We start from the raw sequence: 13,005 nt of genomic DNA, 5'->3' as shown, positions 1-13,005 counted from the left end.
ATCTTTCGTTCGAGACTCTCCATGACCACCGTTCGCACGCGCATCGCGCCATCGCCCACCGGCGATCCCCATGTCGGCACCGCCTACATCGCCCTGTTCAACTACTGCTTTGCCAAGCAGCACGGCGGTGAGTTCATCCTGCGTATCGAAGATACCGACCAGTTGCGCTCGACCCGTGAGTCTGAGCAGCAGATCTTCGATGCCCTGCGTTGGCTCGGCATCGAATGGAACGAAGGCCCGGACGTCGGCGGCCCCCACGGTCCATACCGGCAGAGCGAGCGCGGTGAGATCTACGCCAAGTACGCCAAGCAACTGGTCGATGCCGGCCACGCTTTCTATTGCTTCTGCACCGCTGAAGAGCTGGAGCAGATGCGTGCCGAGCAGATGGCCCGTGGTGAGACCCCGCGCTATGACGGCCGCGCGCTGTTGCTGAGCGCCGAGGAAGTGCAGCGACGACTGGACGCCGGCGAACCCCATGTGATCCGCATGAAGGTGCCGAGCGAAGGTGTCTGCGTGGTTCCTGACATGCTCCGTGGCGACGTCGAGATCCCATGGGATCGCATGGATATGCAGGTGTTGATGAAAAACGACGGCCTGCCGACCTACTTCCTGGCCAACGTGGTCGATGATCATCTGATGGGCATCACCCACGTCCTGCGCGGTGAGGAGTGGCTGCCGTCGGCGCCGAAATTGATCAAGCTGTACGAGTACTTCGGCTGGGAGCAGCCCAAGCTCTGCTACATGCCGCTGCTGCGCAACCCCGATAAATCCAAACTGTCCAAGCGCAAGAACCCCACCTCGGTGACGTTCTACGAGCGCATGGGCTTCATGCCTGAAGCCATGCTCAACTACTTGGGCCGCATGGGCTGGTCGATGCCGGACGAGCGCGAGAAGTTCTCCCTGGCCGAGATGGTCGAGCACTTCGACCTGTCGCGCATCTCCCTGGGTGGTCCGATCTTCGACATCGAAAAGCTGTCCTGGCTCAATGGCCAGTGGCTGCGCGAGCTGCCGGTGGAAGAGTTCGCCGCACGCGTGCAGAAGTGGGCCTTCAACAGCGACTACATGATGAAGATCGCGCCACACGTGCAGGGCCGGGTCGAGACCTTCAGCCAGATCGCTGCGCTGGGCGGCTTCTTCTTCGAAGGTGCCCTCAAGCTCGATGCCAAGCTGTTCGAGAGCAAGAAGCTGTCCGCCGATCAGGTGCGCCAGGTCATGCAATTGATCCTGTGGAAGCTTGAAAGCTTGCGCCAGTGGGAGAAGGACCGTATCACCGGCTGCATCCAGGCGGTGGTCGATGCCCTTGAGTTGAAACTGCGTGACGCCATGCCGCTGATGTTCGCGGCCGTCACGGGCCAAGCCAGCTCGGTATCGGTGCTCGATGCCATGGAAATCCTCGGCCCTGACCTGACCCGTTACCGTCTGCGCCAGGCGTTGGACTTGCTCGGTGGCGTGTCGAAGAAAGAAAACAAGGAATGGGAAAAACTGCTGGCGAGCATCGCCTGACAGCTTTCCGAGGCTCGTCGTTGAGCTGTGGGGGCGGGTTGGCCCGCGTATACGAAGGTGCATTCACCTCGGCATTCGCGGACAAACCTGCTCCTACGGGCGCGGCGTTGCGGGTTCCTCAGGGCAGGGCGGTAAGTGATTGTTATCTGTGAAAAAATTTTTGGGTATTTTCAAAAATTTGTTTGACAGCCCTGCAATCGGAACTTAATATGCGCCCCGTCCACAGCGATGAGCAAAACGAAGCGCAAGGCACCCAGCCAGCACTTCAGCTCAGCGCGACATCGTGGGGCTATAGCTCAGCTGGGAGAGCGCCTGCATGGCATGCAGGAGGTCAGCGGTTCGATCCCGCTTAGCTCCACCAAATTCCGCTTCACGATCAAGGTAATTGATCGGGAAGAAAGATCGGTTCCAGCAATCCGGTCTTTGAGGTAGAAGGTTCGTCCCCTTCGTCTAGTGGCCTAGGACACCGCCCTTTCACGGCGGTAACAGGGGTTCGAGTCCCCTAGGGGACGCCAGTTTTGCACAAGCGATATTTCGATGTCGCTGGGCCGAGAGGCTAGAAATCCGGGGCTATAGCTCAGCTGGGAGAGCGCCTGCATGGCATGCAGGAGGTCAGCGGTTCGATCCCGCTTAGCTCCACCAACAGGAGGTCAGCGGTTCGATCCCGCTTAGCTCCACCAATTTGCCGCGGTCCGTGGAAACGGATCGGCACGAAGGTTGTTGTCCCCTTCGTCTAGTGGCCTAGGACACCGCCCTTTCACGGCGGTAACAGGGGTTCGAGTCCCCTAGGGGACGCCACTTTTACCCGCGCTTTGCGGGAGTTGAAAGGCTCATTCTCATGTTTGGATGGGCCTTTTGTTTTCACTTTGGGGCTATAGCTCAGCTGGGAGAGCGCCTGCATGGCATGCAGGAGGTCAGCGGTTCGATCCCGCTTAGCTCCACCAATTCTGCCAAGGTCTGCATCAGCGGATCTGCACGAAGGTTCACGTCCCCTTCGTCTAGTGGCCTAGGACACCGCCCTTTCACGGCGGTAACAGGGGTTCGAGTCCCCTAGGGGACGCCAGTTTTGCACAAGCGATATTTCGATGTCGCTGGGCCGAGAGGCTAGAAATCCGGGGCTATAGCTCAGCTGGGAGAGCGCCTGCATGGCATGCAGGAGGTCAGCGGTTCGATCCCGCTTAGCTCCACCAATTTGCCGCGGTCCGTGGAAACGGATCGGCACGAAGGTTGTTGTCCCCTTCGTCTAGTGGCCTAGGACACCGCCCTTTCACGGCGGTAACAGGGGTTCGAGTCCCCTAGGGGACGCCACTTTTCCCCGCGTTTTGCGGGACTTTAAAGGCTCATTCGCATATTGAATGGGCCTTTTGTTTTTCTGCCTCGAAAAAATCAGTCCTCCAGACGGAATGGCGGTTTTCTGCTTGCAAAAAAATATTATGGGAATAATATTCCGATCATAATATTTCCGAGGTTGCCATGAGTGACAAGAAGAGCAAGACCCGCGAGCGCATCCTGGCGGCAGCCCGCAGTGCCTTGATTCAACAAGGCCCCGCCGACCCTAGCGTAAGTCAGGTGATGGGGGCCGCCGGGCTGACTGTCGGGGGCTTCTACGCCCATTTCGACAGCAAGGACGAGCTGATGCTCGAGGCATTTCGCCAGTTGCTTTGTGAGCGCCGAGCCTTGCTTGCCCAAGTGGACCCGAGCGTCGATGGGGCAGGGCGACGTGCGCTGGTGGCAGCGTTCTACTTGTCGCGCAAGCACCGCGATGCCCATGAGCACGCCTGTCCACTGCCCACTGCCCTGAGCGAGATGCAGCGCCTGCCCGAAACCTTCCGTGAGGTGTTGGCCGAGCACCTCGAGTTGATGACCGCGCAAATGGTTGATCGCCCAGAAGACATCGACAAGGCCTTTGCCGATCTATCCCTGATGATTGGCGGATTGACCTTGGCGCGGGCCTTGGGTGATAGCGAGCTGTCCGACCGTATCCTGCGCGCCGCCAAATCGGCGGTGATCTGAGCTAACCGACCTCTGGAGCAAGGTGATGACTACTCTGAGCTGGATTCGTGGCGTCAATGGCACTCTGGGTCGCCTGGCCCCAGAGCATGTCGCCGGCAAGATGCGTCGCGCATTCATGACCCCGCGTCCTTTGCCGCCTCGGCAATGGGAACTGCCCCTGTTGTCCAGGGCCGAGCGCATCACCCTGCGTTTTGGGCTCTCGGCCTTGCGCTGGGGCAAGGGGCCGACCGTGTTGATGATGCACGGTTGGGAAGGTCGGCCCACTCAGTTCGCAGCCCTGATCGAGGCACTCGTAGCGGCCGGGCACACCGTGGTGTCACTTGAGGGGCCGGGTCACGGGCGGTCTCCCGGGCAGCATGCCCATGTAGGGCTGTTTGCCCGTGCCTTGCTGGAGGCGGCTGCCGAATTGCCGCCGCTGCGTGCGGTGGTGGGGCATTCCATGGGCGGGGCCAGTATGCTGCTGGCTCTGCAATGGGGGCTGCGTGCCGAGGCCGCGGTGAGCATCGCTGCGCCGGCGCAATTGCTTGGTGTATTGCGAGGTTTTGCCCATCGCCTGGGGCTACCGGCGCGGGCTAGAGCAGCGTTCATCCGCCAGGTCGAGCAGGAAGTTGGCGTGCAGATCTCGCGGCTGGATGTCAGCGGCTACCAGTTGGACGTGCCTGGCCTGGTGGTGCATGCCTGCGACGATATCCTGGTGCCGGTCAGTGAGGCTCAGGCCATCCACAACGCCTGGTTCGACAGCCGCCTGATGTTGTTGGAGGAGGGTGGCCATCAGCGTGTGCTGGCTGATCCGCGGGTGAATCAGGCGGTGCTTGAGCTGCTGGCGCGCACGTCACAAGGAGCGCGGCAAAGCGCCTGAGCATCCGGTACACTCTGCCCGATCACTGACCAAGGGGAGCGGGCATGAGCTGGGATCTGGCATCGCCATTCATCATTGATCTTCGCGTCGGCACCGAGGACATCGACGGCCTCGGCCATGCCAACAATGCGGTCTACGTCACCTGGCTGGAGCGTTGCGCTTGGCGTCATTCGCAGCGGCTGGGGCTGGATCTGGCCGAGTACCGCCGCCTGGACCGTGCCATGGCCGTGGTCCGCCACGAGATCGACTACCTCGCCGCCGCCTATGAAGACGACGAGTTGCAATTGGCCACCTGGATCATCGACTGGGACCAGCGCCTACGCATGACCCGCCGCTTTCAGCTCAAGCGCCCGCGTGACGGCGTCACTCTGTTGCGAGCGCAAACCACCTTTGCCTGTATCGAGTTGTCCAGCGGCAAGCCCAAGCGCATGCCTGCAGAATTTATCGAAGGCTACGGCCCGGCGCTGGCCGGTGCCTGATCCGGCAGTCTTTTTTGCTAGACTGCCGCCTTTTTCGCCGAGACCCTGACATGCAAATTGCCCTGGCCCCCATGGAGGGGCTGGTAGACAACATCCTGCGCGACGTCCTGACCCGGGTGGGCGGCATCGACTGGTGTGTCACCGAGTTCATCCGTGTCTGTGATCGCCTGCTGCCGGCCTCGTCGTTCGACAAGCTGGCGCCTGAGCTGCGCCAGGGCGCGCGGACGGCAGCCGGGGTGCCGATGCGCGTGCAATTGCTGGGTTCGGATCCGGCCTGTCTGGCCGACAACGCCGTGCTGGCCTGCGAGCTGGGCGCGCCGGTGATCGACCTGAACTTCGGTTGCCCGGCCAAGACGGTGAACAAGTCTCGAGGTGGCGCGGTGCTGCTCAAGGAGCCCGAGTTGCTGCATGCCATCGTCCACGAGGTTCGTCGTGCGGTACCGGCCCACATTCCGGTGACCGCGAAGATGCGGCTAGGCTTCGACAGTCCGGACGGTGCCCTGGAATGCGCCACTGCGCTGGCCGAAGGTGGAGCCGAACATCTGGTGGTGCACGCCCGGACCAAGGTTGAGGGCTACAAGCCGCCGGCCCATTGGGAATGGGTGGCGCGGGTGCAGGATGTGGTGAAAGTGCCGGTGTTCGCCAATGGCGAAATCTGGACCGTCGATGATTGGCGGCGTTGCCGCCAAGTCAGCGGGGCCGAAGACATCATGCTCGGCCGTGGTCTGGTGTCGCGGCCGGACCTGGGCTTGCAGATCGCCGCGGCTCGCGACGGGCGGGACTACCGACCGATGACCTGGGACGACCTGATGCCGCTGCTGCGTGAATTCTGGCGTCAGGCTCAGGCCAAACTGTCGCCGCGTTATGCGCCCGGGCGCTTGAAGCAGTGGCTGGCCATGCTGACCCGTAGTTATCCCGAGGCAGTGGTGTTGTTTGCCGAACTGCGGCGTGAGGATGATTGCCAGCGCATCAGCCGGTTGCTAGGCGTAGAGCAGGCGCTAGCGCTGGACGCCTGCGTTGCCTGAGCATGCAATGCCGGCTGGTCCCGTGCCAGCCGACGCTGGCATGGCTTCGAAAAAATTTTTGGATGACCTCTTGAAACCCTCTTGTCGGGCCCTATCTCTTGAGTACGCGATGCCGAAGCCGGGTCGCGTAGTGACTTAACTTGCTGAATCTCAGGAGTTCATGACCATGACTACCGCTTTCTCTCTCGCTCCACTGTTCCGTCATTCCGTTGGTTTCGACCGTTTCAACGATCTGTTCGAATCCGCGGCACGTAACGAGGCGGGTAGCAGCTACCCTCCCTACAACGTGGAAAAACATGGCGATGACCACTATCGCATCGTGGTTGCCGCAGCCGGTTTCCAGGAGCAGGACCTCGACCTGCAGGTCGAAAAAGGCGTCCTGACCGTTATCGGTGGCAAGCGCGACAACAGCACCGAAGGCGTCACCTATCTGCACCAGGGCATTGCCCAACGGGCCTTCAAGCTGTCTTTCCGCCTGGCTGACCACATCGAAGTGAAGTCCGCGGGCCTGGCCAACGGTCTGCTCAGCATCGATTTGCTGCGCATCGTGCCGGAAGAGGCCAAGCCAAAGCGCATCCCGATCAATGGCGAGCAGCCAGCGCTGAACTAAGTTCGGCAGAGTGAAGAAAGGGCACCTTCGGGTGCCCTTTTTTGTATCTGATGCTGCGTGCAGGGAAATCAATAATCCGCCGGTGCCTCCATCAACATCTGGCGAAACTCTGGCAAGGGCAGCGGGCGGCTGTGCAGGTAGCCCTGGTAGAGGTAGCAACCCTGGCGCTCGAGAAACTCTAGCTGATCGGACTGTTCGACCCCTTCTGCGATCACCGCCAGATCCAGGCTACGGGCCATGGCCACGATGGCGCGGACGATCTCGGCATCGTTGGGGTCGATCGGGGCGTCCCGCACGAAGGTCTGGTCGATCTTCAGGGCATCGACGGGTAGGCGCTTGAGGTAGGTCAGAGAAGAATAGCCGGTGCCGAAGTCATCCATGGCGAAACTCACCCCGTAACGCTTGAGTTCGCGCATCTTGCTGATGGTGTCCTCCAGATTCTGGATAACGATGCCTTCGGTAATCTCCAGCTTCAGCATGCGCCGTGGCAGGCGGTAGTCGTCGAGGCTGCGCAGCACCCGTTCGACGAAATCGTTCTGACGGAACTGCCGGGGGCTGATATTCACGCACAGGCTGAAATCATCGGCATCGATCAGTCCATCCTCGAGCATGCGCGCGCAGGCATCGCAGGCTTCGTCAAGGATCCAGCTGCCCACTTCAAGGATCAGGCCGCTCTCTTCAAGCACCTGGATGAATTGCGAGGGTGGCTGCTGGCCCAGTTGCGGGTGATGCCAGCGCAGCAGTACCTCGGCACCGACGATGCGATTGTCGCGGGCGTCCACTTGCGGCTGGAAGTGCAGGGCGAGTTCGCCGCGGGCCAAGGCCAGGCGCAGGTCGGTTTCCATGCGCAGGCGTTCGCTGGCGGCCTTTTGCATGCTGGTGTGGAACAGTTGTGTGGTGTTGCGCCCGGAGTCCTTGGCTCGATACAGGGCGATGTCGGCGCGTTTGAGCAGGTCGGCGGGGGTCGCGCCATGGTCGGGTATCAGCGCCACGCCGATACTGGGTGTGACCTGCAGGCGCTGGCCATCGAGGGACATAGGCTCGGCGAGTAGTTCGCGCAGGGTATCGGCCAGGTCGCGGACTTTCGCTTCCACTTGATCGCGACTGCCCTCCAGGCCGCTGAGCAGTACCACGAACTCGTCGCCACCCAGGCGGGCCACTGTGTCCTCCAGGCGTACGCTAGCCTCCAGGCGCGCGGTGATGATCTTGAGCACCGTATCGCCCACCGGATGACCGAGCGAATCATTGATGTGCTTGAAATGGTCAAGGTCCAGGAACAGCAGCGCGCCGCGCAGATTGTGGCGTTTGAGCAGGGCGATCTGTTGGCTGAGGCGGTCCATCAGCAAGGCACGGTTGGGCAGGTTGGTCAGCGGGTCGTGATAAGCCAGGTGGCGGATCTGCGCCTGGGCGTTCTTCAATTGACTCACATCGCGGGCAGTGAGCAGCAGGCAATCGGCCTCGTTGAGGCTCAGCGGCTCCACCGAAACCTCCACGGTGAGGATGTCGCCGCGTTTGTTGCGGCCCAGCATTTCACGGTGGTGCACCCTGCCACGTTCGCGCAGCTCGGTGAGCAGGGCGGCGCGTTGCTTGTCGTCAGCCCAGATGCCGATCTCATAGACCGTGCGTCCGATCACTTCGGCGCTGCTGTAACCGGTCAGTCGGCAGAAACCATCGTTGACTTCGAGGTAGCGGCCTGTCGAGCGCTCGGTCAGGGTGATGGCGTCGGGGCTTGAGTGGAAAGCCTTGGCGAATTTCTCTTCGCTGGCCTTGAGGGCCGCCTCGGCGCGCTGCTGTTGGGTGATGTCGCGCAAGGTCGTGACGCTGCAGGGCTGGTTGTCGACGGTGATCTGGCAACTGGAGATGACGCATGTCAGCGACGAGCCGTTGTGGTGATTGACTACCACCGCCACATTGCTCAATGCCCGTTCCCGGATCACTTGCTCGATGCGTTGTGCCCGTTTCGCCGACTCCGCCCACAGACCGATCTGTTCGGCAGTGCGGCCGATGACCTGTTCGGCGCTCCAACCGAAAGTCTGGGTAAAGGCGCGGTTGATCTCGATGAACTGGCCATTGTCCTGGCGGGTGACGCAAATCGGGTCAGGGCTGACCTGGAACAGGCTGGCGAATTTTTCCTCAGAGGCGCTCAAGCGCTGTTCGCGTTCCACTTGGTCGGTGATGTCGAGCAACGTGCCGGCCATGCGTAGGGGGTTGCCCTGTTCGTCGCGATAGAGGCGGGCGCGGCTTTCGATGTAACGCGACTGGCCGTTGTCCAGTTGCACGCGGTAGGTGACCTGATAGTTGCCCGCCGGTCCCTCACGCAGGCTGCGATAGGTCTGGCGCATGACGCTGCGTTCGTGCTCCGAGACCCCTTCGAAGAAGGCCTCGAACGACTCGTGGAAAGGCACCGGGGGCAGGCCGTGCAGCTGTGCGGCGCGGGCCGAGCCGTAGAGCATGCCGCTGGGGATGTGCCAGTCCCAGGTGCCCAGTTGCGCCGAATCCAGGGCCAGGTCCAGGCGTTCCTGGCTGTCTTTGAGGGCTTGTTCAGCGCGCTTGCGTTCGCTGGTATCGACGAAGGTGCTGAGCAGGTAGGTCACGCCTTCGAGCTCGATACTCTGGGTGCAGAGGATGCCGTCGTGAAGCTTGCCGGTGCTGGCGCGAAACTGGACCTCTAGGGTCAGTGGGCCGCCATTGCTGTTTCGGGTGTTGTCCAGCACCTGATGGCGCAGTTCGGGGTTGACCCACAACCCCAGCTCCAAGGTGGTCTTGCCGATGACCTGGTGTCCGGGCCAGCCGAACATGTCTTCGAAATGCTGGTTGACCTCGAAGATCATGCCGTCCTGGCGACGGGTCAAGAGAATGACATTAGGGCTCAGGTGAAAGAGCGTGGCGAAGCGCTTCTCGGAGTTGATCAGTGCGGTTTCCCGATCGTGTTGACGGGTGATTTCCCGTACGACCCCGATCATTTGAGGGCGACCGTCAGGGGCGTGTGTCAGGCTGCCTGTGACTTCCAACCAATGCACGCTGCCATCGGGCCAGCGTATGCGATGGCGCATCGCCGGTTCCACGGGTTCGCCATTGACCACGGCCTGGAACATCTGGCGCGTGCGGGCCCGGTCCTCCTCGGGCAGCAGGTCGAGGTAGTCGATGTCGTTGGGCAGGGGCCGATCGGGTTCGAAGCCGAACAGCGCCTGGGTGGCCCGCGACCAGCTGATCCGGCCACTGTCGATATCCCACAACCACGCCCCCAGACGCGCGCCATTGAGCGCGGCCAACAGTTGCGGAGCGTTCTGCCAAGTCTGCTCCGACTCCTGGGGGGCTGCCGCGTGGATGCGCGGCAGGCGCGGAAAACGGTTTGCTGATTTGGGCATCGGTACCAGACCTTTGGCGGATGACGCGTCCCTGTAGTGTGGAAGACCGGCCGACTGCGCTCAGGCGGTCGCTGCGTGGCTGTCGAGCAGCGCCATGAAGGCCTTGGCCGCGTTCGACAGCGTACGTTCCGTATGCAGAATGTAGCCTAGCTGGCGCGACAGCTGTATGCCGGGCAAGGCGATGGGTGCAACCTGCTCGTCGAGCATGGTGCGCGGTAGCACGCTCCAGGCAAGCCCAATGGAAACCATCATCTTGATGGTCTCCAAGTAGTTGGTGCTCATGGCGATGTTCGGCGTCAGGCCCTGACTTTCGAACAGCCGCTGGACGATATGGTGGGTGAAGGTATTGCCGCCGGGGAATACCGCCGGGTGACGGGCGACATCGGCCAGGCTGACCTTCTGGTTGCTGGCCAAGGGGTGTTCCGGTGCGGCGACGAAATCCAGTGCATCGTCCCAGACGGGCACGGCACGCACCAGATGGTGGGGTTCGGGAGCCAGGGTGATAACCGCGATCTCTGCGCGCCCATGCAGAATCTCGTCGTAGGCCGCTTCCGAATCCAGGAACTGAATATCCAGCGCCACCGCCGGATGCTCGCGGGTGAAAGCCCGCAATAGCGGGGGCAAGCGGTGCAAGCCGATGTGGTGACTGGTGGCGAGGGTCAGGCGACCACTCACCTCACCGGTCAAATTGGTCAGGGCTCGTCGGGTATCATCCAGGACATTGAGGATCTGGTAGGCGCGCGGTAGCAGGGCGCGCCCGGCCTCGGTCAAGGTCACTTCCCGACCCAGGCGATCGAACAGGCGCACATCCAGTTGCTGCTCGAGCCCGGCAATGCGTTTACTGACAGCCGGCTGGGTCAGGTGCAGGCGTTCCCCGGCACCGGAAAAACTTCCGGTTTCGGCAATGGCGATGAAGGCACTGAGGTTGGCCAGGTCCACGGCTTAGAATTCCTATTGGTTATCCAAAGCATAAAAATTATGAATTTGAGTTATTCAATCTAACCCCATAGCATCGACCGTACAAGCCAAGGGGTTATTGGCATAGAAATACGCTGATGAGGAATAGTCAGATGTCTGGCAAAACGCTCTACGACAAACTCTGGGATGCGCACGAAGTCAAGCGGCGCGACGACGGTTCGTCCTTGATCTACATCGATCGTCACATCATTCACGAAGTGACTTCGCCCCAGGCCTTCGAAGGCCTGCGTCTGGCCAACCGCAAGCCATGGCGTATCGATGCCAACATCGCGACCCCTGACCACAACGTGCCGACCACGCCAGAGCGCAAGGGCGGCATCGCAGCCATCGCCGACGAAGTGTCGCGCCTGCAGGTGCAGACCCTCGACGAGAACTGTGACGAATACGGCATCGTCGAATTCAAGATGAACGATGAACGTCAGGGCATCGTGCACGTCATCAGCCCCGAGCAGGGCGCCACCTTGCCAGGCATGACCGTCGTCTGCGGTGACTCGCATACCTCGACCCACGGCGCCTTCGGCGCGCTGGCCCATGGCATCGGCACCTCGGAAGTCGAGCATGTGCTGGCCACCCAGTGCCTGGTTGCCAAGAAAATGAAGAACATGCTGGTACGCGTCGAAGGCGAGTTGCCTGCAGGCGTGACCGCCAAGGACATTGTCCTCGCTGTGATCGGCAAGATCGGCACCGCCGGCGGCAATGGCCACGCGATGGAGTTCGCTGGCAGCGCCATCCGCGCGCTGTCCATGGAAGGCCGCATGACCATCTGCAACATGTCCATCGAAGCCGGTGCCCGTGTGGGGCTGGTCGCTGTGGATGACACTACCATCGCTTATGTCGAGGGTCGTCCGTACGCGCCCAAGGGCGAGCAGTGGAAACAGGCGGTGGAGGCTTGGAAGGGGCTGGTTTCCGATGCCGATGCCGTGTTCGACACCATCGTTGAGCTGGACGCTGCCCAGATCAAGCCGCAAGTGAGCTGGGGCACCTCGCCGGAGATGGTCCTGGCCGTCGATCAGCGTGTGCCGGATCCGGCTGCCGAGCCTGACCTGATCAAGCGTGGCTCCATCGAGCGCGCCCTCAAGTACATGGGCCTGGCCGCCAATCAGGCGATCACCGACATCAAGCTCGACCGTGTGTTCATCGGTTCGTGCACCAACTCGCGCATCGAAGACTTGCGCGCCGCCGCCGAGATCGCCAAGGGCCGCAAGGTCGCGGCGAACGTCAAGCAAGCCTTGGTGGTGCCAGGCTCGGGCCTGGTCAAAGCCCAGGCCGAGCGCGAAGGGCTGGACAAGATCTTCATCGAGGCAGGTTTCGAATGGCGTGAGCCCGGCTGCTCCATGTGCCTGGCGATGAACCCGGACCGCCTGGAGAGCGGCGAACATTGCGCCTCGACCTCCAACCGCAACTTCGAAGGCCGTCAGGGCGCAGGAGGTCGTACCCACCTGGTCAGCCCGGCCATGGCCGCCGCCGCCGCGGTCACCGGCCACTTCATCGATGTCCGCGAGTTGATCCAAGGGAGCGCAGCATGAAAGCCTTTACCCAGCACATCGGCCTTGTCGCTCCATTGGATCGCGCCAACGTCGACACCGACCAGATCATTCCCAAGCAGTTCCTGAAATCGATCAAGCGCACCGGTTTCGGTCCGAACCTGTTCGATGAGTGGCGTTACCTGGACGTAGGCCAGCCCTACCAGGACAACAGCAAACGTCCGCTCAACAAGGAGTTCGTGCTCAACCACGAGCGCTACCAGGGGGCCAGCGTGCTGCTGGCGCGGGAGAACTTCGGTTGCGGCTCGAGCCGCGAGCACGCGCCGTGGGCGTTGGACGAATACGGTTTCCGTAGCGTCATCGCACCGAGCTTCGCCGATATCTTCTTCAACAACAGCTTCAAGAACGGCCTGTTGCCGATCATCCTCAGCGACGAAGAAGTCGATGAGTTGTTCAAGCAGGTCGAAGCCAACCCGGGCTACCAACTGACTATCGACCTGCAAGCCCAGGCCGTGACACGTCCAGACGGCAAGGTGCTGCATTTCGAGATCGATGCCTTCCGCAAGCACTGCTTGCTCAACGGCCTCGATGACATCGGCCTGACCTTGCAGGACAGTGACGCCATCCAGGCGTTCGAGGCCAAGCACCGGGCCAGTCAGCCTTGGTTGTTCCGCGACGCCTGATAC

At 61.7% G+C, this 13,005-nt stretch carries 10 protein-coding genes and 8 tRNA genes; 16 read left to right on the top strand and 2 right to left on the bottom strand.

Annotated features, from left to right (window positions below):
- Window positions 1-21: 21 nt before the first annotated feature.
- From gltX to DQ397_RS04920, 14 genes are all read left to right on the top strand, one after another.
- The gene (gene gltX, locus DQ397_RS04985; RefSeq protein ID WP_043215431.1) at window positions 22-1,503 is read left to right on the top strand and encodes a glutamate--tRNA ligase; all 1,482 of its coding nucleotides are present in this window, start codon (window positions 22-24) and stop codon (window positions 1,501-1,503) included.
- A gap of 285 nt (window positions 1,504-1,788) precedes the next feature.
- Window positions 1,789-1,864 (top strand) — tRNA-Ala (locus DQ397_RS04980).
- A 78-nt stretch (window positions 1,865-1,942) separates the two neighbouring features.
- Window positions 1,943-2,018, top strand: a tRNA-Glu gene (locus DQ397_RS04975).
- A 51-nt stretch (window positions 2,019-2,069) separates the two neighbouring features.
- Window positions 2,070-2,145: transfer RNA gene (locus DQ397_RS04970), tRNA-Ala, on the top strand.
- A gap of 80 nt (window positions 2,146-2,225) precedes the next feature.
- Window positions 2,226-2,301, top strand: a tRNA-Glu gene (locus DQ397_RS04965).
- 70 nt (window positions 2,302-2,371) lie between these two features.
- A tRNA-Ala gene (locus tag DQ397_RS04960) sits at window positions 2,372-2,447 on the top strand.
- Between the two features lie 43 nt (window positions 2,448-2,490).
- Window positions 2,491-2,566: transfer RNA gene (locus DQ397_RS04955), tRNA-Glu, on the top strand.
- Window positions 2,567-2,617: 51 nt separating this feature from the next.
- Window positions 2,618-2,693 (top strand) — tRNA-Ala (locus DQ397_RS04950).
- A 42-nt stretch (window positions 2,694-2,735) separates the two neighbouring features.
- A tRNA-Glu gene (locus DQ397_RS04945) sits at window positions 2,736-2,811 on the top strand.
- Between the two features lie 165 nt (window positions 2,812-2,976).
- A complete protein-coding gene (locus DQ397_RS04940; protein WP_043215808.1) occupies window positions 2,977-3,516 on the top strand; it encodes a TetR/AcrR family transcriptional regulator in 540 nt (179 codons plus the stop codon).
- A 25-nt stretch (window positions 3,517-3,541) separates the two neighbouring features.
- On the top strand, window positions 3,542-4,375 hold the full coding sequence (locus DQ397_RS04935) for an alpha/beta fold hydrolase (RefSeq protein WP_043215806.1): 834 nt from the start codon (window positions 3,542-3,544) through the stop codon (window positions 4,373-4,375).
- Between the two features lie 44 nt (window positions 4,376-4,419).
- Window positions 4,420-4,854 carry a thioesterase family protein gene (locus DQ397_RS04930; RefSeq protein ID WP_043215805.1) on the top strand — a complete coding sequence of 145 codons (435 nt, stop codon included), beginning with the start codon at window positions 4,420-4,422 and terminating at the stop codon, window positions 4,852-4,854.
- A gap of 50 nt (window positions 4,855-4,904) precedes the next feature.
- On the top strand, window positions 4,905-5,879 hold the full coding sequence (locus DQ397_RS04925) for a tRNA-dihydrouridine synthase (protein WP_043215804.1): 975 nt from the start codon (window positions 4,905-4,907) through the stop codon (window positions 5,877-5,879).
- A gap of 166 nt (window positions 5,880-6,045) precedes the next feature.
- A complete protein-coding gene (locus DQ397_RS04920) occupies window positions 6,046-6,489 on the top strand; it encodes an Hsp20 family protein (protein ID WP_043215803.1) in 444 nt (147 codons plus the stop codon).
- A 68-nt stretch (window positions 6,490-6,557) separates the two neighbouring features.
- Here the strand turns inward: DQ397_RS04920 and DQ397_RS04915 are convergent, their stop codons facing one another.
- Entirely contained in the window at window positions 6,558-9,857 is a 3,300-nt protein-coding gene (locus DQ397_RS04915) for a PAS domain S-box protein (protein WP_090343801.1), read from the bottom strand.
- 60 nt (window positions 9,858-9,917) lie between these two features.
- Complete coding sequence (locus DQ397_RS04910) at window positions 9,918-10,796, bottom strand: LysR family transcriptional regulator (protein WP_043206845.1); 879 nt, start codon at window positions 10,794-10,796, stop codon at window positions 9,918-9,920.
- A 131-nt stretch (window positions 10,797-10,927) separates the two neighbouring features.
- Between DQ397_RS04910 and leuC the strand changes: the two genes are divergently transcribed.
- Together leuC and leuD are read left to right on the top strand one after the other, a co-directional pair.
- Window positions 10,928-12,361, top strand: coding sequence for a 3-isopropylmalate dehydratase large subunit (gene leuC / locus DQ397_RS04905; RefSeq protein ID WP_043206843.1), 1,434 nt, complete (start codon window positions 10,928-10,930; stop codon window positions 12,359-12,361).
- Window positions 12,358-13,002 carry a 3-isopropylmalate dehydratase small subunit gene (gene leuD / locus DQ397_RS04900; protein WP_043206841.1) on the top strand — a complete coding sequence of 215 codons (645 nt, stop codon included), beginning with the start codon at window positions 12,358-12,360 and terminating at the stop codon, window positions 13,000-13,002. The genes leuC and leuD overlap by 4 nt, the downstream gene beginning before the upstream one ends.
- Window positions 13,003-13,005: the final 3 nt, after the last annotated feature.

The organism is Pseudomonas sp. CK-NBRI-02 (genome assembly GCF_008124495.1).
In the GTDB taxonomy this organism is placed as follows: Bacteria; Pseudomonadota; Gammaproteobacteria; order Pseudomonadales; family Pseudomonadaceae; genus Aquipseudomonas; species Aquipseudomonas guariconensis.
This window is presented reverse-complemented; position numbering and strand designations above follow the sequence as displayed.